The sequence below is a fragment of the Pantoea sp. X-Soil-OKNW-556 genome, from assembly GCF_059730695.1.
Window position 1 is genome coordinate 2,665,117 of sequence record NZ_AP035990.1, and the last position, 24,495, is coordinate 2,689,611.

Sequence of the window (24,495 nt, forward strand, 5' to 3'; positions counted from 1 at the left end):
CATCAGCCATGCCCGTTCCCGTCAGTGAGCACATCTACCCAACCGAAACAGCCTGCAACCAGATGAAAGAGCGAATACTCGAGCGCCGACCATCGGCGCAGCTCGAGTGTTCACCCGTCTACCGATAGCCGCGAAAGCGGTTTTTTTGTGCCTGCCACCATGAAAAAACGTCTCCGCGCGCACTATGCGCGCCACCAGCCTTTCTACGATGTCGCCGCAATCGCTGGCGTGTGGATTCTCCTGCTCATCGCGGCATTTACCACAGAGTTCTATCTCCAGTGAGGTGAGGTTATGAAAACTCAATTGCCAGCGGAAAAGCCTACTGGAGCGGCAGACAGGTTACCTGCTGGTGCTCCGCTTATGACTTCCCTCACCGGTTCACTGGCGGCCGGTGCAATGGCTACCACATGGCTAAAAACTGCTTTGAAAACCGCCTCGGCTGCCAGAACTGAAACTGCCTGCACGCGGGCGGCTGCGACGTTGTAAACGGGACAGAAAGCCCGGCTGAATGCCCGTATGTGCTGGATTTTTGTTCATACCATCAGATTGATTTGAATAGGAAATTTAAGCGCTGACAGGAGGTGTAAAAACAATGACCGATAACATCATCAACCCATACTGCGCAGCGCTGGAGGCGCTACGCGGCCAGTCAACTCACAAACTAAAGCAGGTTGGCGACCAGTGGCGCACGCCTGATCCGCTCTGGTGGGGAATCAACTCAATGTTCGGTCCGTTCGTGCTGGACCTGTTCGCCGATCCCAGCAACGCCAAATGCGATGCTTTTTACACCGCTGAGGATAATGCTCTGGTGCAAAACTGGTCTGAGCGCCTGGCGGAACTGAACGGCGCGGCATACGCCAACCCGCCCTACAGCCGAGCCAGCCAGCATGAGGGGCATTACATCACCGGCATGCGTCACATCATTGCTCATACGCTGGCGATGCGCGAGGCTGGCGGGCGCTATGTGTTTCTCATCAAAGCAGCAACCGGCGAGGTGTGGTGGCCGGAAGATGCCGATCACATCGCTTTCATTCGCGGGCGCATCAGTTTTGACCTGCCTACATGGTATCGGCCGGAGCCGGGCCAGCCGGAAGAATCATCCGCCGGGTTCGGCGCGGCCATCGCGGTATTCGATAAGTCGTGGCATGGGCCAAAGTTCGATTATGTCAGCCGCGACGAGCTGGAAAGACGTGGATCCTTGTTGATAGAGCACATCGAGCGGGCGGCAGCCCGGATGATTCCAGCAGCACAATCAATACCAGTCATTCCGGAAACAGAGAACGACATCTGGCCCGCTGAAGTTCAGTTGCTGGCCGGGCAGTTACCGCAACTCGGCAGCCTGGCCACTGACCACCAGCGCAAGGTAAAGCACCACATCAACCGCATGCTGCTGGAGCGCCAGCCGTCAGGCGAAATCATTGCCGCAGCACAATCACTTACAGCCACATTCGGAGAGCACGCCCAATGAGGGAAATCATCGTCGATAATTTTGCCGGTGGCGGCGGAGCCAGCACCGGAATTGAAATGGCTACCGGCCGCAGCGTGGATATCGCTATTAATCACGACCCCAACGCGATCGCCATGCACACCACCAACCATCCTGACACCCTGCATTACTGTGAATCGGTGTTCGACATTGACCCGCTGGCAGCCACCGCAGGCGCGCCGGTCGGCCTCGCCTGGTTCTCTCCGGACTGCCGCCACTTCAGCAAAGCCAAGGGCAGCAAGCCGGTTAAAAAGGAGATTCGCGGGCTGGCGTGGATAGTGATCCGCTGGGCGCTGGCGAAGCGGCCACGCGTTGTGATGCTGGAAAACGTGGAAGAGTTCAAAACCTGGGGGCCGCTGCTCACCGATGAGGACCGGCCAGACCCGGCGCGCGCTGGGGAAACATTCGCCGCATTCGTGGGTATGCTCAGCACCGGCGTGACCGCTGATCACCCGGCGCTGGATGAGGTGTGCGAGTTCCTGAATATTGACCGCCACAGCGTTACCGCTCGCCGCCTGACGGCAGGGCTGGGTTATGCCGTCGAGCACCGAGAGCTGCGCGCCTGCGACTACGGCGCGCCGACCATCCGCAAACGCTTCTTCATGGTGATGCGCTGCGACGGGCTGCCGGTAACGTGGCCGCAGCCAACCCACGGCGATCCAAAAAGTCTGGCGGTTCAGTCGGGACACCTGAAGCCGTGGCGCACAGCGGCAGAGTGTATTGACTGGTCGATCCCCTGCCCCAGCATTTTCGGGCGCTCTAAACCGCTGGCAGAAAACACGATGAAACGCATCGCGCGCGGCATCCAGCGCTTTGTGATCGACAACCCAACGCCGTTTATTGTGAAGTGCAATCACACCAGCAACCGAACGAAATATGACTGTTTCCGGGGGCAGTCACTGGAAGAACCGCTGAAAACCATCACCCAAACACACGGTTATGCAGTCGTGTCACCAGTGTTTGCCGGAACCGGCGGATCTACATTCCAGATGAAGCCGCGCCCGGTGGACAAACCGTTTTTCACGCTGCTAACGCAGAACCGCACCAACATCATCTGTCCACGGCTGGCCCCGGTTATTTCCCGCCAGTTCGGCAGCAGCATCGGCCATGCAGTAGATGAGCCAGCGGGAACGGTCACCGCTGGCGGCGGTGGCAAAAGCGCGCTGGTCACCACCTTTCTGGCGAAGCATTTCGGCGGCAATTACACCGGTCCCGGCGCGGCGGTGGATGCGCCAGCACACACCGTAACCACCACCGATCACCACGCCCTGGTAACTTCCAACCTTGTGAAGATGCGCGGCACCAACACCGGGCAGAAAGCCGATGATCCGCTGCAAACGGTCACCGCCGGTGGCAATCATTTCGGCGAGGTCCGGGCCTTCCTGATGAAGTATTACGGTAACGAGAAAGGCGGCGTTGGCCTGAGCGATCCGCTTGGTACGGTCACCACCAATGACCGCTTCGGCCTGGTGACGGTCGAGGGTATCGATTACCAGATCGTTGATATCGGCATGCGGATGCTTCAGCCCCATGAACTTTACGCCGCCCAGGGCTTCCCCTCCTGGTATGTCATCGACTGCGATTATCGCGGCGTGAAATACGCCAAAGACAAACAGGTTGCCCGCTGTGGCAATGCCGTCCCGCCGCCGTTCGCTGAGGCACTGGTGCGCGCCAATCTGCCGGAAATGTGTTCCCCACTTTCACAGGAGAAAATCGCATGAGCCTCGATTGTGTCCCCCTTTCAACATACTGCAAAAACACCGGTGAAACGGTCGAAGCCATTAACAAAAGGATACAAAGGAAGATCTGGAGGGAGGGAGTTCACGTATTAAAAGTGGACGGCGTCCGGGAACGCTGGATTGATCTTGATGAGGTAAACCGATGGGCAAGAAACAGCAGGGACCCGCTTTACCGCGGGGAATAACGGTGCGCCAGCATAAAACTGGCGATACCCTCCAGTTAACTTTTACGTTTAAAGGGGTTCTGTGCAGGGAACCCCTTTCCGGGATGGAGGTAAACCCGCGTAACATCAAATATGCCGAGCGATATCTTGGCGAGATCCAGAACCGCATTTCAACGGGGGATTTCCACTACCTCGACTATTTTCCACGGTCAAAGAAGGCCGCCATATTCGGGCATGAAAAGAAAAAAAAGACGGTTAAAGATTACCTGGATGAGTACCTGGTGATCTGCGAAAACCGCAACCTCTCCCCTTCCACCCTTGATGGCTACCGCAAGTGCCAGCGGGCGCTGAGGGAGTTGCACAAAATCTATGTCACCGACCTGACCCCGGCGGCTCTAAAACGATGGGTTGCCAGCCGAAAGACAAAGCTGAAGACGATCCGCAACCGGCTTTCATTCCTTCGTAGCGCCATAGATGAAGCGGTGACGGACGGTCTGATCACCAACAATCCGGTAGCGCACATCAGCGCATCCCGTTATTTCTCAGTGGAATCAGGAAACACAGAGGAATATGAGGTTGACCCGTTTACGCCAGAAGAAATCCGGATCATTTATCTCAACTGCCAGTTTCTCCAGTGGAAGACGACTTTTCAATTTGCCTTCAATACCGGTGTGCGGCCGTCAGAGTTGTGCGCCCTGAAGTGGGCTGATATCGATTTGCAGAAACGAACCGCGTTTGTGCAGAACGCGGTCGTTGAGGGAGTTTTCAAAGGCACGAAAACAAAATCCGGCACCAGAAAGATTGAACTGAATGATGAGGCAATGCAAGCGCTGGCCGAGCAGAAGCAGTTCACGATGATGAAGAGTGAATTTGTTTTTGAAGATCCTCGCACCGGGGAACCCTGGACAGGTTCGGATGCAATTCGCCAGAAAGCGTGGCTGCCGATTATGAAAGCGGCAAAAATCCGCTACCGGAATCCGTACCAGACCCGACACACGTTTGCCACGATGCATATCAGCGCCGGGGTAAACCTGTTCTGGCTGTGTAAACAGATGGGACATAAGGGACCGGATATGCTGTTCAGAAATTACGGTTCATACCTCGCCGACTACGACGGGCACCTGATGCGGCCAGGGGCAAAAACCGGAAGCGAGTAACACCGCTTTTTGACGATCAATGCACGTATAATGCACGCAGGAAAGAATGCCATGATAAACACTATTTATTTCAGGTTGTTACGGAGATTTAATCGCGGGTTCGAATCCCCCCCTCACCGCCATCATTCTGAAGAAGAGTCTGAACTAACGTTCAGACTTTTTTTTTGCCTGTGCACCATACGTTGCGCACAAAAAAACCCGGCCGCAGCCGGGTTTTGTGTATCAAATCTCAATGGTTAACTGTAAGCATGTAGCGTACGCTGACACAAGGCCGAACGGACACAGTCGTCTTTGCCAAAACGAACCACGCCGATCATCTCATCTTCTTCGAATCGTCCCAAGGCATCCGCGAGTCCGGATGTCACTCCGCGCGGTAAATCGCACTGGGTAATATCGCCGTTGACGATGACGGTCACGTTCTCACCAAGACGCGTCAGGAACATCTTCATCTGCGCAGCGGTGACGTTTTGTGCCTCGTCGAGAATCACCACGGCATTTTCGAAAGTACGTCCTCGCATATAAGCGAAGGGCGCGATCTCTACCTTGCCGATTTCCGGGCGCAGGCAGTACTGCATAAAGGAAGAGCCGAGACGTTTAACCAGAACGTCGTAGACCGGTCGGAAATACGGGGCGAATTTCTCGGAAATGTCTCCGGGGAGGAAACCGAGGTCTTCATCCGCCTGTAGGACCGGGCGTGTAACGATTATCCTGTCGATATCCTTATGTATCAGGGCCTCAGCCGCTTTGGCTGCGCTGATCCAGGTTTTTCCGCAGCCCGCTTCTCCGGTCGCGAAAATAAGCTGTTTCGTTTCTATGGCTTTAAGATAGTGCGCCTGAGCATCATTTCTGGCTTCAATTGGTGAACTGTCTCGCACATCGCGTGCCATGCCAATTGCATCCAACCCACCCATCTGCACCAGCGAAGTGACCGATTCTTCTTCACGCTGACGATGACTGCGAGAGTCATTACGAAGCACTCTGCGGGCTTCACGACGCGCTTTGATCACTGCTTTCTGTCTTCCCATAGTGGCACCTTACAGTTGGTTTCATTTATCGCTTCAGGATTATCCTGTTGCGATGACGTGAACGCTTTAGAGGTTGACGTGGCTTCCTTTAGAGCCGTTTCGAGCCATTGAGAATAGTGTGCAACAACGCGCAAACGCTGTTACGCACCGGTAAGAAATATGAGATTGAAAAAGAACGAAGCTTGAAAAGTGAAGAGGAAACTTTCGAGGGAAAAAATCCCCCGCAGTGAACTGCGTATATTGAAGGGTATTTACCTGTCCTTTGAAGGACCGAATCATGCGCGAACTCCAGTGACCTTAGCCACACATCTGACAACGCTTATGATTAAAATGCATCATATTTGCGGTAATTTGCAACAGTAATTTTACCTGGTGACCAACAAAAAGTGACCAGGCCCCGTAAGCAGTTCACAGCTTAAATTAAATTTGTTTTATTTATCATGTAATTGATTAATTCGACTGCGCATGAAGTTTTTAGGAGGATTCGGAAATCATTCTGACCAGTTAATCCAACTAAAAAACATGAAAGATCGCTGCTCCGTTTTCGCAGTCTGGTCAGTGGAAAGTACATTTATTAATCAATCGGGTGTAAGAAGGAACAAGGATGAGCTTACTGAGGTAAATGGCCCTTACCCAGCTTCTATTCTCACTGAAACGTTTCTTCTGCAAAACGTGCGATAAAAAACCCGCCTCATTAATGAGGCGGGTGACATCTCGGGAGAAGGATTTATTTGGTCAGATATTCCGCTTCCGCTGCGGCAAAGCGTTGTTGAGCCATCTGCGAGGGTGCGCGGCCCAACAGGCTGACGACGACAATCGCGATGCTGGCGAACAGGAAGCCAGGGATGATTTCATACAGACCCAGCCAGCCATATTGTTTCCACACCAACACCGTGGCGGCACCAATCACCATGCCAGCCAGAGCACCGTTGCGTGTCATACGCTGCCAGCACACACCGAACAACACCACCGGACCAAAAGCCGCACCAAAGCCCGCCCAGGCATAACTGACCAGACCGAGTACGCGGTTATCCGGGTTTGACGCCAGCGCAATGGCGATCAATGCAATCAGCAGTACCATCAAGCGCCCAACCCATACCAACTCTTTCTGGCTGGCATTTTTGCGCAGGAAACCTTTATAGAGATCTTCCGTCAGCGCGCTGGAGCAGACCAGCAACTGACAGCTCAGGGTTGACATTACCGCCGCCAGAATGGCCGACAGCAGAATACCGGCAATCCACGGGTTAAACAGAATACGTGCCAACTCGATAAACACGCGTTCACCATTCTGGCTGACGCCGCTCGCCTGCTCCGGATGGTTCTGGAAGTAAGCAATACCGAAGAAACCGACCGCAACCGCACCCGCCAGGCACAGAATCATCCAGGTCATGCCGATACGGCGCGCCGTTCGGATGGAGCGATGCGAATCAGCCGCCATAAAGCGCGCCAGAATATGGGGCTGACCAAAGTATCCAAGCCCCCAGCCCAGCAGCGACACAATCGCCACAAAATTCAGGCCTTTCAGCATATTCAGGTTTTCGAGGCTTTTCGCTTCAATCACCGCCAGTGAATCGGAGAAGCCACCCACCGCGACAATCACAATCACCGGGGTCAGGATCAGCGCGAAAATCATCAGGCTGGCCTGCACGGTATCGGTCCAGCTAACAGCCAGGAAACCGCCGACTAAGGTATACAGAATGGTTGCGGCAGCGCCCGCCCACAGCGCGGTCTGATAATCCATGCCGAAAGTGCTTTCGAACAGACGGGCACCGGCCACCACACCCGAGGCGCAGTAGATGGTAAAGAAGATAAGAATAACCAGCGCCGAGATAACGCGCAGAATCTTACTGTGATCCTCAAAACGGCTGGTAAAGAAGTCCGGCAGCGTCAGCGCATTATTGTGATGCTCGGTTTGCACACGCAGGCGTCCGGCGACAATCTTCCAGTTCAGCCAGGCACCAATGGTCAGACCGATTGCAATCCAACTCTCAGAAATACCCGACAGGAAAATCGCCCCAGGCAGGCCCATCAGTAACCAGCCGCTCATGTCTGATGCACCGGCTGAAAGCGCGGTGACTACGCTTCCGAGGCTGCGCCCACCGAGAATATAGTCATCAAAGTTTTTGGTTGAACGGTAAGCAATGAAACCAATCAACACCATCCCAAGGATATATACAACAAAAGTCACCAGCATCGGTGTACTGACACTCATTTCGTCTCTCCACTTGTTATTGGATCTCCATAAAGGCGCGGTATCCTGCCGCAAAGCGGCGTCTGGCACAATGCCTTTGAATACGCGGAGTTAACGACGTTTCACAGGTTGTGATCGGGGCAACAGCGGGTTGCACCGAAATAAACCTCCAGCAGATGAGTTGCAACCCTGGCGAGAATCTTGCAACAGACATCCTACTAACGACATGGCACACATTTAACACGGTTGCACAAAGTTGCAACATGGGTAATAGTGCAGATCACTTCAGAACTCTCTCTACTCTTTTGAGGAACAGGCAAGCATGGGAACCACCACGATGGGGGTGAAGCTGGATGAAGCTACCCGCGATCGCATTAAACTGGCAGCACAGAAGATTGATCGCACGCCGCACTGGCTGATTAAACAGGCAATTTTTAATTACCTGACACAGCTGGAATCCGGTGACGCATTACCGGAAATTCCGCTACAACTCATCGAGGGCGCGCCGGAAGAACAAACGTCAGAAGAGTCGGTGCAACCTTTCCTCGATTTTGCCGAACACATTCTGCCGCAGTCGGTGACGCGTTCAGCCATCACCGCCGCCTGGCGTCGCCCGGAAACCGATGCAGTGCCAATGCTGCTGGAACAGGCCCGTCTCCCTGCCCCACTGGCGGAGAAAACGCATCAACTGGCGTACAGCCTCGCGGATAAATTACGGCATCAGAAAGGTGCAACCGGTCGCGCCGGGATGGTGCAAAGTCTGTTGCAGGAGTTTTCCCTCTCCTCGCAGGAGGGGGTCGCGCTGATGTGTCTGGCGGAAGCCTTATTGCGTATTCCGGACAAACCCACGCGTGACGCGTTGATCCGCGACAAAATCAGCAACGGTAACTGGCAATCCCACCTCGGTCGTAGCCCGTCGATGTTCGTAAATGCCGCCACCTGGGGTCTGCTGTTCACTGGCCGTCTGGTTTCGACTCATAACGAAGCGAATTTATCGCGCTCACTCAACCGGATTATCGGTAAAAGCGGCGAGCCGTTGATTCGTAAAGGCGTGGATATGGCGATGCGCCTGATGGGTGAGCAGTTCGTCACCGGCGAAACTATCGCCGAAGCCCTGGCTAATGCACGCAAGCTGGAAGAGAAAGGTTTCCGTTATTCGTATGACATGCTGGGCGAAGCAGCGCTGACTGCCAGCGATGCCAAAGCCTATCTGGTGTCTTATCAGCAGGCGATCCATGCCATCGGCAAAGCGTCCAATGGCCGTGGTATTTATGAAGGTCCGGGGATCTCGATCAAACTGTCGGCACTGCATCCGCGCTACAGCCGTGCGCAATATGAACGCGTCATGGAAGAACTCTATCCCACGCTGAAATCCCTGACGCTGCTGGCTCGCTCTTATGACATTGGTATTAACATCGATGCAGAAGAAGCTGACCGCCTCGAACTGTCGCTCGATCTGCTGGAAAAACTCTGCTTCGAGCCGGAGCTGGAAGGTTGGAACGGCATTGGCTTTGTTATCCAGGCTTACCAGAAGCGTTGTCCGTTTGTCATTGATTACCTGGTCGATCTGGCCCAGCGTAGCCGTCGCCGACTGATGATTCGTCTGGTGAAAGGTGCCTATTGGGACAGCGAAATCAAACGCGCCCAGATGGACGGCCTGGAAGGCTACCCGGTCTATACCCGCAAAGTGTACACCGATATCTCCTATCTGGCCTGCGCACGCAAGCTGCTGGCGGTGCCGAATCTGATCTATCCGCAGTTTGCCACCCACAACGCTCACACCCTCGCGGCCATTTATCAGCTGGCAGGGAATAACTATTATCCGGGCCAGTACGAATTCCAGTGCCTGCATGGCATGGGTGAGCCGCTGTACGAACAGGTGGTGGGTAAAGTCGCCGATGGCAAACTCAATCGTCCGTGCCGTATTTATGCGCCGGTAGGTACGCACGAAACCCTGTTGGCCTATCTGGTACGTCGCCTGCTGGAAAACGGTGCCAACACCTCATTTGTTAACCGCATCGCCGATACCTCATTGCCGATTGATGAGCTGGTCGCTGACCCGGTGACGGCAGTGGAGAAAATGGGCGCCAGCGAAGGCGCAATGGGGCTGCCTCACGCCAAAATTCCGTTACCGCGTGAGCTGTACGGAGAGAAACGTGTTAACTCTGCCGGTCTGGACCTGGCCAACGAACACCGTCTGGCCTCGCTTTCCAGTGCTTTGCTCAACAGCGCCAGCCAGCCGTGGCAGGCCCAGCCGCTGATTGAAGGTGAACTGGCTGTCGGCAGCAGCAACCCGGTACTCAACCCATCTGCGCCAGCCGATGTGGTGGGTCACGTACGTGAAGCCACCCCGCAAGAAGTCTCACAAGCATTGGATGCGGCAGTGAATGCCGGCCCGATCTGGTTCGCCACCCCACCCCAGGAGCGTGCCGCCATTCTGGAGCGCGCTGCTGAGATGATGGAAAGCCAGATGCAGCAACTGATTGGCCTGCTGGTGCGTGAGGCGGGTAAAACCTATAACAACGCCATCGCCGAAGTCCGCGAAGCGGTTGATTTCCTCTATTACTACGCCGGTATGGTGCGTGACGATTTCGACAACGAAACCCACCGTCCACTCGGCCCGGTGGTGTGTATCAGTCCGTGGAACTTCCCGCTGGCGATTTTCAGCGGGCAGATTGCCGCCGCGCTCGCCGTAGGCAACAGCGTGCTGGCGAAACCTGCCGAGCAAACGCCGCTGATTGCCGCCCAGGCGGTACAGATTATGCTGGATGCCGGTGTGCCGTCTGGCGTGTTGCAGCTGCTGCCAGGACTCGGTGAGACTGTCGGCGCACAGTTGACCGGTGATGACCGTGTGCGCGGCGTGATGTTTACCGGTTCCACGGCGGTCGCGACGCTGCTACAACGCAATCTTGCCGGACGTCTTGATCCACAGGGACGCCCTACTCCATTGATTGCGGAAACCGGCGGCATGAACGCGATGATCGTCGATTCATCAGCACTGACTGAACAAGTGGTGGTGGATATTGTCGCCTCCGCGTTCGACAGTGCAGGTCAGCGCTGCTCGGCGCTGCGTCTGCTGTGCGTGCAGGAAGATGTCGCCGAACACACGTTAAAAATGCTGCGCGGTGCGATGGCGGAATGTCGCATGGGGAACCCAGAACGCCTCTCGACGGACATCGGCCCGGTGATTGATGCCGAAGCCAAAGCCAATATCGAGCGCCATATTCAGGCTATGCGCAATAAAGGTTTCACCATCTACCAGGCTGCACAGGAAAATCCGCAGGACACGAAAGAGTGGACGACCGGCACCTTTGTGAAACCGACGTTGATTGAACTGGAGCAGGTCAGCGATCTGGATAAAGAAGTGTTTGGTCCGGTGCTGCACGTTGTCCGTTTTGCGCGCAATAATCTGCCGCAGCTGATCGACCAGATCAATGCTTCCGGTTACGGTTTAACGCTGGGGGTGCATACGCGCATTGACGAAACCATCGCCCAGGTAACGGCAGGGGCCAAAGTCGGCAACCTCTATGTTAACCGTAATATGGTGGGTGCGGTGGTTGGCGTACAACCGTTCGGTGGTGAAGGTTTATCGGGCACCGGACCGAAAGCGGGTGGCCCGTTGTATCTGTATCGCCTGCTGGCGAACCGTCCGGATGGCGCGCTGCTTACAACGTTTGATCGTCAGGATGCTGAACGTCCGGTGGATAGCACCTTGCGTACCACCCTGCTCAGCGCACACCAGGCATTGCAACAATGGGCGCAGGACAAACCCGAGCTGCTGGCCCTGACGCAACGTTATGACCAGTTGGCACAGGCCGGTACCGTCCGTCTGTTGCCGGGTCCTACCGGTGAGCGCAATACCTTTACTTTGCTGCCGCGTGAGCAGGTGCTGTGTATTGCCGACAACCAACAGGATGCACTGACGCAACTGGCTGCTGTCACCAGTGTCGGTAGTCAGGCGCTATGGCCAGATGACGAGCTACATCGTTCATTGCGTGCTGCCTTACCAGCGGCGGTACAGCAGCGTATTACGCTGGCAAAAGATCTGCTGGCCGCAGAGTTTGATGCGGTGATCTACCACGGTGATGCCGATCAGTTACGCAACCTGTGCGAGCAGGTCGCAGCGCGTGAAGGTGCTATTGTTTCCGTGCAGGGCTTCGCCCGTGGGGAAACCAATTTGCTGCTGGAACGGTTGCTGATTGAGCGTTCGCTCAGCGTCAACACCGCAGCAGCGGGTGGTAACGCCAGTCTGATGACCATTGGTTAACGTCACCAATAACATGCTTGCCAGTTATGCTGGCAAGCATGCAGATACAAACCCGTAGCGGCGCGATTTATCGCGCAATATCGTGCGTATTGCAGCAAAACCTGCGCGATAAATCGCGCCGCTACGGAATGTGCTTGCTTTTCGTTATGCGGCTGTCTTTCTTCGCTTCATACCAATTAATGTCGGGAACACAAACAGCGACTGCCCCAACCCGCGATTGGTCAGTGACCACACCAACACCGAACACAACGAACAGATGGCTACGATGGCAATCGGATACAAGCACGCCCAAAGTATCGAGAACCACGCCTGCTCGTACAGATGATGGCGCTGCGCAAATAAAATGGCTGACATGCCAAAATATTCAATAAATATGCGATGAATAACATAAATTTGCAGGGTATTGCGGCCAATCCAGTTCAGATAGGTCATGCGGAAATGCGCATTCAGCCAGCGGCAAATCGCCACGCTTAACAGCACCGCGATGATGCACAGAAACAGGTTCCTGCCGACACCAAAGATAATGTTTACCCCCGCAAAGGCGGCCAGCAGTGCCCAGGGGACCATATTTTCCCGCTTCCAGCTACTGAGCCGCAGCATCAGTGGACTCCAGAACGCCCCCAGCAGGAAAAACAGAAGATATTGCGCCAGACTCTGCGGTCCCCAGTACGGGATAATTTTCACTACCGCCAGATAATTCAACACCACCGCCACCGCCAGCAACGCCATTCTCTGCTCGCGAAAGATCTTGGCTAACAGGAAATAAATGCCCAGACCGTAGAGATACCATGACGTGCTCATCGCCATAAAGGTGAGCTTCAGAAACTCCAACAGCGATCCGGCATAGGCCGCATTGGTATTGTCAGAAATACGTTGCCCGGTGATTTCCGATGAAATGCCATCGATGGACCACCACTGAATAAATCCCCATAAAATATAGAGATAGAACAGATTGGTAATGCGGCTGGTGAAAACCTGCTTCCACGGGCGATTCATGATGCCATTCGCCGCCAGCAGTCCCGACACAAAGAAGAAGGCAGGCATACGCAGTGGCGACAGAATCGTATTAAACTTCACCCAAATTTCCGCTGGCAGCCAGCCTGCCGACAGATAATGCACGGTATTTTCGAATCCGGGTAAAACCGTATGGTAGAGCACCACTAACAAAATGCAGGTGCCTTTAAGGGTGTTCACCCATAATATCTCATCGGTCCTGGTGTTATTCATATGATTAACTCCCGCTGTGTCAGTCTTGAACGCGAAATTTGACGCCGAGAAATGAGGTATGACATTTTTAATAGTGAGAGGGATTATCAAACAGGCGAGGCAATCTGACTGTAGCGAAAGTCTTAAAAAATTTTTACTGGCCCTATATAACAATGCGTTACGTCATAACACCGACCAGCATAACTAAGCAGGCTAATAATTTTCTCCATTTATTTAAACGTTAAAGTGAATATTGATACACATCAATCGCAAATAAACGCGGTCAATAATTAAGATTTACTCACCTGCTTTCAATCCACACGATAATCAAATAAAAGTAAAAATAAACAGCATGTGGCAGAGAGTTAAGAAAAAAAATTCTGCCTGTGCTGCTTGTAAATGGCGAAATGGCCAGTTTTCACTGGCCTGTATTTCATCAGGATAACGGCGATGATTTTGCTTCAGTGGCTTGCTTACGCAGTAAACGTGGGTAGAGAAACAGCATCCGCCCCGGACCATGATTTAATAGCGTCCAGACCACTAATGACAGCGAAGTACAGACGGCTACCCCTGCCAACGGCATCAGTAATGCCCATGCCCAGCTAAAGGTGGTGTTACCAAACCAGCCATAGTGCAAAGCGAGCGTTAGCGCACTTAATCCCAGCAGTTCAATAAAGATGCGGTGCAGCACATAAATCTGTAGCGTGTTCCGGCCAATCCAGTTAAGCCACGCCATATTGCAACGTTGATTGAGGAAGCGGCACAGCACAATGCCAAACACGATGGTCAGCAGGCTATAGAAGGGATTCTTGTAACTACCGCCGACATGATGCGCCACACCGATTAACGCGATACCGGCCAGGAGCAGCCAGTGTTGCCGCTCAAGGTGGCTGATGGCGATCAATCTCTCGCTAAAGAAAACGCCAAGCAGAAAGTAAAGATAGTTCTGAGCCACGCTGGCGGGGCCCCAACCGGGGATCAGACTGAGCTGAGCAGCATAGTTAGCCACAATTGCCAGCAGCACCAGCGCCACCTTCTGGCGGTGAAACAGCTTGGTGAACAGGAAAAAGCCTGCCAGCGCATAAAGATACCAAAGGCTGGTCATCGACAGCAGCAGCAACTTGATGAACTGAAGTGGAGAATCCGCGTAGGCGGCGTTTTTCGCCGTCGATAAGCGGTCACCCATCATATGCGTTGAAATGTAGTGGATGCACAGCCACTGAATCACGCCCCACAGCAAATAAAGATACAGTATGTTGCTGAATTTCTTTGTAAACACTTCCTGCCAGCTTTTTTTACTGATGGCGCTCGCCGCCAGCAGGCCAGAGACGAAGAAGAAAGCGGGCATACGTAACGGGGAGAGGTATTTATTAAAGGTCACCCAGCCTTCAGCAGGGATGATCCCGGCGGTCAGATACTGCAACGATGGGGCAAAAGTGGTGATGATAGCGTGGTGCAGAACCACCAGCAAAATACAGCCGCCTTTTAGCGTATTGATCCAGAGTACCTCTTGCCTGGCAGACGTCATTGTTAAGTCCTGATTGTGTCATGAATTTGTAAATAATTATTTTTATTTATTAATTCATCACAATCAGTACCACTCTTAAAAAGACCGCAAGAACCCAGCAGAGTAAATGAAGGTAAAATAAATACTTAAAAATCAGCATAATGAGAAAATCAGGCTGATTTTTTTCGGAAGAAACTGATGTGGAAAAATGAGGAAAACGCCGTGAATCATCCACGGCGCTTAAGATTATTGATTAAGGAATTTATCGAGGAACTGTCGGGTACGGGCATGTTGCGGATTGCTGAACAGCGCCTTCGCCACCCCCTGCTCAACGATACGGCCCTGATCCATAAAGATGGCACGGTCAGCAACGTCGCGGGCAAAGCTCATCTCATGGGTGACAATCACCATCGTACGCTTCTCTTCCGCCAGCGCACGGATGGTATTCAGTACCTCCCCCACCAGCTCAGGATCAAGCGCTGAGGTGGGTTCGTCGAACAGAATCACCTGTGGGCGCATTGCCAGTGCGCGCGCTATCGCCACACGCTGCTGCTGTCCACCGGACAAGCGTCGCGGGAAGCTCTCTTCCTTACCGTGCAGCCCCACTTTCTCCAGCAATGAACGTGCACGCGCAATGGCCTCCGCTTTCGGTTCACCTTTGACGATCACCGGCCCTTCGATAATGTTTTCCAGTACCGAACGATGGGGGAACAGATTGAAATTCTGGAACACGAATCCCACCTGCTGACGCAGACGGCGCACCAGTTCCTTCTGTTTGTTGATGCCGAGAGCAGCATCGACGGCAATCTCGCCCACCCGGATGGTGCCACTATCCGGCACTTCCAGCAGGTTGATGCTGCGCAATAAGGTAGTTTTACCCGAACCGCTCGGCCCGATAATCGCAACCACTTCGCCAGAAGCCACGTCCAGATCGATACCGTGCAGCACCGTCTGGCCGTGAAACTGTTTCACCAGCTGACGTACTTCAATGGCACTCATTTCGCCTCCCGATCCTGACGATTAACATGCGCTTCCAGTCGATTCTGCAAGGCGGAGAGTACCGTCGCCATCACCCAATAAATCACCGACGCCGCCAGGTACATGGTAAACACCTCCAGGGTACGCGAGGTGATCAACTGCGCCTGACGGAACAACTCCGGCACCTGAATCGTGGCCGCCAGCGAGGTATCTTTCACCAGGCTGATAAAGCTGTTGCCCAATGGCGGTAGCGCGGTACGTGCCGCTTGCGGCAGGATCACGCGACGCAGCGTTTGCCACGGCGTCATACCGATACTGGCCGCCGCTTCCCACTGACCACGCTCAATCGCAGCAATCGCGCCACGTAGCGATTCCGAGGCGTAAGCGGCGGTGTTTAACGACAGACCAATCATGGCGGAAGGAATGGGATCCAACTCGATACCAAACTGCGGCAGGCCGTAGTAGATCATAAACAGCTGGGCGATAAGCGGCGTGCCACGAAAGATCGACACATAACATCGCGCCAGCCAGTTAATCGGCCAGAAGTGCGACAGGCGCATCAATGCCAGCACAAAGCCAAGTATCAGCCCGAAGAACATGCCGCCGATACTCAGTTGCAGTGTGAACACCGCGCCTTTGAGTAAAAATGGTGCTGAATCCAGCACCAGTTGTAGGCTTTCCTGCATTATTTAGTAACGTCCGCGCCGAACCATTTCTCGGAAAGTTTGCTCAGGGAGCCATCTTTCTGCATATCAGCAATCGCCGCATCAATCGCTTTCAGCAGATCATCATTACCTTTACGCAGTGCCACGCCAGATTCCAGACGCGAGAAGGCCGGGCCTGCCACTGCCATGGTATCGCCAGTTTTCTTCACCAGATCCAGCGCGGCCAGACGATCCACCAGGATGGCATCAAGGCGGCCTGAACGCAGGTCCTGATATTTGGTTGGGTCATCATCATAGGTGCGGATATCCACGCCCTTCACGTTATCACGCAGCCACTGTTCATAGTTGGAGCCGAGACCCACACCGACTTTCTTACCGGAGAGATCGTCCGGCTTAGTAATGCTGCCCGCGTTTTTCTTCAGCGTCAGCGCCTGCACACCGGAAATGGTGTACGGCGTGGAGAAGTCATATTTCTTTTTACGCTCATCCGAAATGGTGACCTGGTTGATGACCACATCGATACGTTTTGAATCCAGCGCGGCCAGCATACCGTCCCATTTGGTTGGTTTCAGGCTGGCTTTCACGCCAAGATGCTGCGCCAGTTGCTGGGCGAATTCCACTTCGAAACCGGTCAGTTTGCCGTTTTCATCCTGGAAGCTGAACGGCGGATAGGTTCCTTCCAGCCCCACCAGCAGCGTGCCGCGTTCTTTCACTTTATTCAGCAGATTTTCTGCCGCGAAGGTTTTCACATTGAAACCGGCGACCAGCGCCACCGCCATCACTCCCATCACCAGTTGGCGACGAACCTGTGAGAAAGCCATAAATACCCCATTTATTATTTGTGAGTTGTGTGTGTTGTGTGCGTTATTTCACCGGGTCAGGCAAATAACGGCCGGATTATAAACCTTTTTTTACCTGCGTCTCAGACCGAAGGATGATAAGCAAATAACGCGGGTGATCCGCCGGTATGGACAAATAACAACGGGCCTTCACGACGGAAACGGTTCTGGCTGATGCCGTCAATCAAACCGGCCATCGCTTTTCCGGTATACACCGGGTCAAGCATGATGCCTTCCAGCCGCGCCAGCAGCTTCACCGCCTCCATCCCCTCTTCGTTCGGTTCGCCGTAGCGCGGAGCATAATATTCATCCCACAGCGTAATGGGCGCGCGCGCTGCAACCTCCAGCTGCTGCGCCAGTGCCGTGCGGATGCGCTCAACCACGGGCAGTTGATCTGCCACTTTGCGCGACACCGTCACACCCACCAGCTCGCTGTCCGGCAGCAGTTGCTCCAGACCAACCGCCAGGCCAGCATGGGTACCGGCACTGCCGGATGCCACCACCACGGCGGCAAAATCCACCACGCCTTCGCTTTGATGCGCAATTTCCTGGGCACATTCCACATAACCGAGTGCACCCAGTGCATTGGAACCGCCCACCGGCACCACATAAGGACGAAAACCCTGTGCTTCGAGACGTTCAGCCTGCTCCGCCAACTGTGCCGTCGGATTATGCAACGCATCGACCATCACCACCTCGACGTCCATCAGGTCCAACAGCAGTCGGTTGCCGTTACTCAGGTAGTTTTGTGCCGTGGTGCCAATCGGGTTTTCCAGCAACGCCACGCACTTCAGACCAAGACGTGCCGCCACTGCCGCTGTCTGACGTACGTGGTTAGATTGTATTGCACCCGCCGTCAGCAGCACATCCGTGCCTTCGCGCAGCGCATCGGCCGCGAGGAATTCGAGTTTGCGTAGCTTGTTACCACCGAGCGCCACCGGGGTGAAATCATCACGTTTAATGAAAATATCACGCCCAAGATAGTCAGAAAGACGGGGCAAATGCTCTAGCGGCGTGGGAGCACCCAGCAGCTCAAGACGAGGGAATTGGTGCAAAAGATGTAAGGACAATGCAGCCTCCATTCGGGCAAATTGCAATTATTCTTACAGTGTTGCAGAAGATGAGAAAAGTCGCACCCGGAATTCACCGGGTGCAGTCCCTGTTGCTGGCGTCTTCGACAACAACAGGGGGAGGATCACAGTTAGCTGCGCTGCCAGCCTAAAAACTGGTCATATTTACGCAAAGCGATGCGGTAATTATTATTACCGGCATCAGGTAAATCGTTCTCCAGACACTCATGCCAGCTGTTGCCCCGCAAACGTTCTGCCGGGAAATTTTTCGCCTTGAGCATGTCATCGAGTCGACGTAAACGCACCACGTATTCGCGGATGGTGCTGTGACTCATCTCAGTCTGTTCAAAGAGGTATTGCTTGAACGCCATGATATCGAAGTAATTCGGATGAGTATTACAAAAAATATCGCTGCAAAAACGGCACAACGCAGTCAATTCCGGCTGGAGTTTCATCCACACCTGATCGTCAATCATTTGGTCCATGCGAGCAATGGCCTCTTTATTGATGATCTGGCCGCGGAACACTAACGCCATACGGTCAAGAACCTTGCCACAATGTGAACAATTGCTTTGGCTGTGCTTGTAGTCTTTAAGGTAGCGACTTAAAGGTCTGGCTTTGGATTTGGCTCCCATTGCTGAGTCCCCGGTTTTATTTTTTTTGGATCCCCAGGAACTGATTCTGTCAGCGCGCTCCCGTTAAACGGGCACGCAGGCGTTTGATCGCCTGACTGTGCAGTTGGCTGACGCGGGATTCGCCCACTTCCAGCACCGCGCCAATCTCCTTCAGGTTCAGTTCTTCCTGGTAGTACAGTGTCAGCACTAATTTTTCACGCTCGGGCAATGCCTCGATCGCTTCAATTACGCGCTCACGCAGATTCCCTTCCATCAGTTGATGAAGCGGGTTGGCTTCTTCATGCCCTTCCGTCACCAGCTCTGCGCTGTCACCGTGTTCTTCCCGATACTCGTCGTAGGAGAAGAGTTGGCTGTTGTTGGTATCGAGCAGAATCTGCCGATACTCCTCCAGCGAAACATTCAATTGATCAGCCACTTCCTGCTCGGTAGCCGCGCGCCCCATCGCTTGCTCTACCTGATGCATGGCGCCAGCCACTTCGCGCGCATTACGGCGTACGCTACGAGGTGCCCAGTCGCGACTGCGCAATTCATCCAGCATTGCTCCCCGGATACGCTGCACGGCGTAGGTGGTAAAGGCGGTGCCCTGTAACGCGTCGTAGCGTTCCACGGCATTCAGTAAGCCAATGCCACCGGCCTGCAACAGATCGTCAAGCTCAACGCTGGCGGGCAACCGTACCTGTAGGCGAAGCGCTTCGTGCCGCACCAGAGGAACGTAGCGCTGCCAGAGCGAATGTTTATCCATCACGCCATCGGCGGTATAGAGATCGTTCACGTTGACTACCCTGCGTTAATAAAGTTATCGGCATGATTATCTAATTCTGTAGGGCGTTTTGATTGGAGGAATAGGCGGGCAAAGCGCGGTTATTTCAATTTGTAATTGATGGCGGCACAGCAGGCCGCCACCCAAGACTTCCCTAACGCAGATTACGCAGGCGCTGGCGCGTGCCGGGCGGTACGTTGTCCCATAACACGCAGGTTTTCCCCTCAAGCGACTGATAGAAAGGGCTAATGTTGCCATCGCTTTCAAGTTGCGCGTTGAACACCACCTGACCGGTTTCCGCATCGATGCTTAACATGCGGTTAATAAATAGCCGCTGTAAGTCACTGCGCAGGAACAAACCGTTATCCACGCTATTATCGGCGAGAAATCCTTCTTCATTTTCCTGAGTATCGATATGACAGGCTTCGACCCACGGCCAGCTGTGTCGTTCAGTCAATCGCGTGCCAGTGATCACGCAAGCGCCGTAGCGCGCTTTAACCGCCGCGCTAAACTCGGCCTGACTGGCACGCTGGAATACTCGCGCTTTAACCCGCCTGCCGACTTCAGTACCGGGCATCACCGCAATCGGGACTTTATGTTGCGGTGTACTCAGCACCACCAGGAATTGCACCTTGCGCGATAATGGAAAACAGGGATGAGCCTGCGGGTCGAACAACTGCCAATATTCGTCGTCTTCATTCTGGCGCATCAGCACCAGCTTAAAGCCACGGCTTGCCAGCAGGTTCTGCGCCTCTGCCGAATGGGGATCGAGCATCGCGTAGACGCGGGTTTCCCCGACGACCTTCCAGCGATTTTCTTTCTTTATTTCGTCAGTGCGGCGGAAATAGAGGAAAGCCTGCTGGTTCTTCAGGTAATGCTCAAAGCGACGCAGATAGTTTTTGCGTTCGTTGTCGTCCGAGACAAACAGCAGATCCTCAATCGGGCTATTGATCTCCTGCTGAGCGAACACCGCGCGTATCACCAAATTGCGATAGCTGGTTGACGGGCTCAGCAACCCACGGGCGGTAAGCTCTTTATCATCAGGATTTTGCTGCATGTAGCGCAACGCGATCTCTTCGAAAGTCAGTAGCTCACCGGGTAACAAGTCATAATTGAAGCGCATAGACACCCCAGAAAATGGAAAAAGTACGGCAAAAATTCGTGTGATTCTGAAGGGAGTTATCGGCAGATTTGCAGGGTTCTGTAACAGGTTGGTTACTTTTTTATGGTATCCATACAAAGGTCATTTTTCTGCCCCTTATCCCCTGCATTACCGGCTTTTTTAGTGTTTATTTGCGCCATTAATTACCCTGACTCACTCGTATGCTGCTGTCATGACTCTGCACGCGCAGTGAATGGACCAAGATGAGAGCAAATTATGAAAGGAATGGTGTTGGCGGGCACAAGCTCCCGATTACATCCTGTGTGCACGCCGTGGTGTTACGGCCGTCCGATGTGGTGGAGTTGACCCCATGCGTATCCTGCTGACAGGCGCGGGCGGCCAACTCGGGCGCACCCTGATTGATCGCTTACCGACAGAATGGGATATTCATCCTTTCACGTCTGGTGAACTGAATATTACGCACTATCCATCCGTAAAACACAGGTTCCTGAATCTGCGCCCGGATGTTGTCATTAATGCTGCTGCTTACACCGCAGTGGACAAGGCGGAAAGCGAACCCGAACATGCAATAGCGGTCAATGCAGAAGGTCCGGCTTTGCTGGCTGAAGCGGCGAATCAAACGGGCGCTCGTCTAATTCATGTGTCTACGGACTATGTTTTTGATGGCAATAAATCGACGCCTTGGGTGGAAGGTGACACGCCCTCCCCGATCAATGTTTACGGCTTAAGTAAATTTGCCGGGGAGGTGCGGCTGATTAACACCTTACCTGATGCCTTAATTGTGCGTTCATCCTGGGTGTTTAGTGAATATGGTCAAAACTTTGTACGTACCATGCTCGACATCGGATTGCAGCGTCGGCAACTCAGTGTTATCGAAGATCAGATTGGTAATCCCACCTACGCCGGTGATTTAGCCGATTTTCTCATCTTTTTGGCGCAGAAACCGCAGGTTAAAGGAGTTTTGCATTTTGCCGGCAATGAAACCATCAGTTGGTTTGGCTTTGCGCAGGCGATTTTCCAGGCAGCAACGGCTATCTGTCCGGCCTACGCCAGCATGCAACTCACCCCCATTAGTAGTGAACAGTGGCCATCACCGGCAAAGCGCCCACGGAATTCAGTCCTGTGCAGCTTACGCCTGGCCGAGTTAGGTTTCCCTTCTTCGGATTGGCGCGCCCGTTTAAGCGAGGTGGTCCCTCAACTGCTGGCAGCAAACGTGTTGAAAAAGGCAAATTGAGCCAAAAACCCTGTCTGTTTCTGCCATTGCACTGACCCAAGCCTGAATAAAATAAGGCGGTTAAATTTACTCAGGCTAAGGTTGGACGCCATGTCTTCACCCTCCCGGGCGCTGCTGCTTGATGCGGGATTCGCCTCACTGCCCTTTCTGGATGTATTACGCCAGCACGGTTACCGCACGGCGGTGTGCGGCAGCAAAAACCAAGACCCTGGCCATCGTTTTGCAGATGACAGCAGTCCTGTTAACTATGGTGATGTGCAGCAAGTCATTGACCTGTGTCGCGAATGGGGCATCTCGGCCCTGCTGCCCGGCGTCACGGATGTCTCGTATCTCACCGGTTCACGCGTCGCAGAACAACTTGGTTTTTCCGGATTCGACACTCCGGATGTTGCCGATACGTTGTTCCAGAAGGACCAGTTTCGCCAATGGGCACAGGCTAACCATTTCCCGGTGCCAGCAGCGGTACAGCAGTTAAGCGAAAGCAATGGATTGTCTTTACCGCTGATCGTTAAGCCAGTTGACGCCTACAGCGGGTTAGGGATTACCCATATCTCTGAACGCGAACAGTTAGCTGCTGCTTTCCTCGCTGCTCAACAGGCTTCACGTAGCGGTGAAGCGTTGATTGAGCAGTTTATTAATGGCACGCTGCACAGTCACTCCGCCTTTATTCGTAAAGGTGAAATCGTCTGCGAATTTTATGTCGATGAGTTTTGCACCGTTTATCCGTGGCAAGTCAACAGCAGTTCTCTCACCACGCAACTGAGCCGCACATTACAGGATCGCGTCAGCGATTGTCTGGCGACGTTGACGTCACAGCTCAATCTGTGTGATGGCCTGCTACACACCCAGTTTATGACCGACGGCAACGATTTTTGGTTGATTGAACTGACACGACGTTGTCCAGGTGATCTCTACAGCCGCCTGATCAGCCTGTCGACCGGTGTGCCTTACAGCAGCCATTTTGTCGCCCCCTTTATCAATATTGATGACCACTTTGACCAACGCCGCCCGGTACGCCAGCGTTTTATCGCCCGTCATACCGTCTCCGTCGCCGAAGCAACCCGTTTCGCGGGTTTTCACTTTGCCGCATTACCGGCAAAAATACTCGATGTCATCCCCCTCAAGTTACCGGGCGATGCACTGGAAGCCGCGCCGCGCGACCGCGCAGGACTGGTGTTTGCCGAGTGCGACAGCCTGACCAGGCTGGCGCAACTGACGCCGCATCTGAACCAGTATCTTAATCCCCCGATGCAACAGGAGAGAAAGTCATGACCCAACCACTCAGGATTGCCTTCCTTGGTGGCGGCATCAATTCCGCCATCGGCCAGACCCACAAAATTGCCGCCCAGATGGATGGTGAATTTCATCTGGTCGCTGGCTGTTTCAGCCGCGATGCACAGATAAATCAACAAACAGCGCAGATCTGGGGCATCGCCACCGATCGTCTGTACGACCATTATGAAGCGCTGCTGGCAGCAGAACATTCACAACTGGATGCGGTGGTGATTTTACTGCCTACGCCGCATCATCTCGACGTCATCGTGCGCTGCCTTGAATATGGTGTCGCGGTGATATGTGAAAAGGCATTGGTGGAGTCAGTCGCCAGCGCGCTGGTGGTCAGCCACACCCTGCAACGTACTGGTGGTCGTCTGTTTGTTACCTATAACTACAGCGGTTACCCAATGGTGCGCGAGCTGCGCCAGCGCATTGCCGATGGCGAGCTGGGGAATATCCAGCAGATCCTGGTAGAGATGCCGCAGGAGGGCTTTAGCCGTCGCAATATGGCCGGGGATGTAGCACGGCCACAAAGCTGGCGTCAGTCCGACGGAGTGATCCCCACTGTATCGCTCGATCTCGGTGTTCATGTGCATCAGTTAGTGGATTTTATTGCGCAACGTCGGGCGACCGATGTCTATGCGATCAATAGCCACTTCACGACGTTACCCAACATTATCGACACCGTCCATGCTGTTTCCCGCTATGAAGATGGTCTGGTATGCCAGTATTGGTACGGCAAGGCGGCGCTGGGTTACCGCAATGGCTTACGTATCCGGGTAATGGGCGATAAAGGTAGCGCGGAGTGGTTACAGGTGGAACCGGAAACCCTGAAACTCAGCAATGTGCACGGCCAGGTCACTTTGATTGACCGTACCGATAATGCCAACCGCATCGCTAACCTGCCACGCTACTGCCGCTTCAAGGCAGGTCATCCGGCTGGATTTATCGAAGCCTTTGCTAACTACTATGCGGATATCGCCCAGAGTTTACGTGGCGAACACAACGACTACAGTCAGGGTATTGATACGGCACTGAGCGGGCTGAATTTTCTCGAAAAAGCCCAACGCAGTGCCACGTTACACCAGCCAGTAACGCTGCTGGACTTGCTTTCCCATCCCGCCACTGCGACCGGTTAATGCGCTAACACTTTGCTCCCCCCTTTCGGGGGGAG

General features: G+C 53.9%; 19 protein-coding genes. 8 read left to right on the top strand and 11 right to left on the bottom strand.

From position 1 onward, the window contains the following. Positions 1-592 precede the first annotated feature (592 nt). From AC6I8T_RS12615 to AC6I8T_RS12630, 4 genes are read left to right on the top strand one after another with little or no spacing between them, the layout of a single operon-like run. A complete protein-coding gene (locus AC6I8T_RS12615) occupies positions 593-1,468 on the top strand; it encodes a phage N-6-adenine-methyltransferase (protein WP_497833964.1) in 876 nt (291 codons plus the stop codon). Further along, positions 1,465-3,207 carry a DNA cytosine methyltransferase gene (locus tag AC6I8T_RS12620; RefSeq protein ID WP_497833965.1) on the top strand — a complete coding sequence of 581 codons (1,743 nt, stop codon included), beginning with the start codon at positions 1,465-1,467 and terminating at the stop codon, positions 3,205-3,207. Before AC6I8T_RS12615 ends, AC6I8T_RS12620 begins: the two co-directional genes overlap by 4 nt. Further along, positions 3,204-3,410 (top strand): excisionase, encoded by a 207-nt coding sequence (locus tag AC6I8T_RS12625; RefSeq protein WP_497833966.1) that lies wholly within the window; start codon positions 3,204-3,206, stop codon positions 3,408-3,410. The genes AC6I8T_RS12620 and AC6I8T_RS12625 overlap by 4 nt, the downstream gene beginning before the upstream one ends. Continuing rightward, on the top strand, positions 3,368-4,546 hold the full coding sequence (locus AC6I8T_RS12630) for an Arm DNA-binding domain-containing protein (protein ID WP_497833967.1): 1,179 nt from the start codon (positions 3,368-3,370) through the stop codon (positions 4,544-4,546). Before AC6I8T_RS12625 ends, AC6I8T_RS12630 begins: the two co-directional genes overlap by 43 nt. A gap of 236 nt (positions 4,547-4,782) precedes the next feature. Here AC6I8T_RS12630 and phoH read toward each other — a convergent pair whose 3' ends face one another. After that, positions 4,783-5,571, bottom strand: a complete 789-nt coding sequence (gene phoH / locus AC6I8T_RS12635; RefSeq protein ID WP_013509516.1) for a phosphate starvation-inducible protein PhoH — start codon at positions 5,569-5,571, stop codon at positions 4,783-4,785. Positions 5,572-6,298: 727 nt separating this feature from the next. Continuing rightward, positions 6,299-7,783 (bottom strand): sodium/proline symporter PutP, encoded by a 1,485-nt coding sequence (gene putP / locus AC6I8T_RS12640; RefSeq protein ID WP_497833968.1) that lies wholly within the window; start codon positions 7,781-7,783, stop codon positions 6,299-6,301. 301 nt (positions 7,784-8,084) lie between these two features. Between putP and putA the strand changes: the two genes are divergently transcribed. Next, positions 8,085-12,029 carry a trifunctional transcriptional regulator/proline dehydrogenase/L-glutamate gamma-semialdehyde dehydrogenase gene (gene putA / locus AC6I8T_RS12645; RefSeq protein WP_497833969.1) on the top strand — a complete coding sequence of 1,315 codons (3,945 nt, stop codon included), beginning with the start codon at positions 8,085-8,087 and terminating at the stop codon, positions 12,027-12,029. 144 nt (positions 12,030-12,173) lie between these two features. Here the strand turns inward: putA and AC6I8T_RS12650 are convergent, their stop codons facing one another. The 9 genes from AC6I8T_RS12650 to AC6I8T_RS12690 form a co-directional block, all read right to left on the bottom strand. Further along, positions 12,174-13,256 carry an acyltransferase family protein gene (locus tag AC6I8T_RS12650; RefSeq protein WP_021182899.1) on the bottom strand — a complete coding sequence of 361 codons (1,083 nt, stop codon included), beginning with the start codon at positions 13,254-13,256 and terminating at the stop codon, positions 12,174-12,176. Positions 13,257-13,671: 415 nt separating this feature from the next. Then, positions 13,672-14,763 (bottom strand): acyltransferase family protein, encoded by a 1,092-nt coding sequence (locus AC6I8T_RS12655; RefSeq protein ID WP_497833970.1) that lies wholly within the window; start codon positions 14,761-14,763, stop codon positions 13,672-13,674. A 225-nt stretch (positions 14,764-14,988) separates the two neighbouring features. Beyond that, complete coding sequence (tcyN, locus tag AC6I8T_RS12660) at positions 14,989-15,741, bottom strand: L-cystine ABC transporter ATP-binding protein TcyN (RefSeq protein ID WP_021182896.1); 753 nt, start codon at positions 15,739-15,741, stop codon at positions 14,989-14,991. After that, positions 15,738-16,406 carry a cystine ABC transporter permease gene (gene tcyL / locus AC6I8T_RS12665; RefSeq protein ID WP_021182895.1) on the bottom strand — a complete coding sequence of 223 codons (669 nt, stop codon included), beginning with the start codon at positions 16,404-16,406 and terminating at the stop codon, positions 15,738-15,740. The genes tcyN and tcyL overlap by 4 nt, the downstream gene beginning before the upstream one ends. Beyond that, complete coding sequence (gene tcyJ / locus AC6I8T_RS12670; protein ID WP_021182894.1) at positions 16,406-17,206, bottom strand: cystine ABC transporter substrate-binding protein; 801 nt, start codon at positions 17,204-17,206, stop codon at positions 16,406-16,408. The genes tcyL and tcyJ overlap by 1 nt, the downstream gene beginning before the upstream one ends. Positions 17,207-17,307: 101 nt before the next feature. Then, positions 17,308-18,294, bottom strand: a complete 987-nt coding sequence (locus AC6I8T_RS12675; RefSeq protein ID WP_497833971.1) for a D-cysteine desulfhydrase — start codon at positions 18,292-18,294, stop codon at positions 17,308-17,310. A 131-nt stretch (positions 18,295-18,425) separates the two neighbouring features. After that, positions 18,426-18,929 (bottom strand): flagella biosynthesis regulatory protein FliZ, encoded by a 504-nt coding sequence (gene fliZ, locus AC6I8T_RS12680; RefSeq protein WP_013509525.1) that lies wholly within the window; start codon positions 18,927-18,929, stop codon positions 18,426-18,428. Positions 18,930-18,978: 49 nt separating this feature from the next. Further along, positions 18,979-19,701, bottom strand: coding sequence for an RNA polymerase sigma factor FliA (locus AC6I8T_RS12685; protein WP_013509526.1), 723 nt, complete (start codon positions 19,699-19,701; stop codon positions 18,979-18,981). Positions 19,702-19,843: 142 nt separating this feature from the next. Beyond that, positions 19,844-20,812, bottom strand: coding sequence for an HNH endonuclease signature motif containing protein (locus AC6I8T_RS12690; protein ID WP_208724125.1), 969 nt, complete (start codon positions 20,810-20,812; stop codon positions 19,844-19,846). A 349-nt stretch (positions 20,813-21,161) separates the two neighbouring features. On the opposite strand from AC6I8T_RS12690, the gene rfbD reads away from it, so the two are divergent. From rfbD to AC6I8T_RS12705, 3 genes are all read left to right on the top strand, one after another. Next, the gene (gene rfbD, locus AC6I8T_RS12695; protein ID WP_208724124.1) at positions 21,162-22,046 is read left to right on the top strand and encodes a dTDP-4-dehydrorhamnose reductase; all 885 of its coding nucleotides are present in this window, start codon (positions 21,162-21,164) and stop codon (positions 22,044-22,046) included. A 90-nt stretch (positions 22,047-22,136) separates the two neighbouring features. Further along, positions 22,137-23,318 carry an ATP-grasp domain-containing protein gene (locus AC6I8T_RS12700; protein WP_497833972.1) on the top strand — a complete coding sequence of 394 codons (1,182 nt, stop codon included), beginning with the start codon at positions 22,137-22,139 and terminating at the stop codon, positions 23,316-23,318. Then, entirely contained in the window at positions 23,315-24,460 is a 1,146-nt protein-coding gene (locus tag AC6I8T_RS12705; protein WP_208724122.1) for a Gfo/Idh/MocA family protein, read from the top strand. The genes AC6I8T_RS12700 and AC6I8T_RS12705 overlap by 4 nt, the downstream gene beginning before the upstream one ends. Positions 24,461-24,495 lie beyond the last annotated feature (35 nt).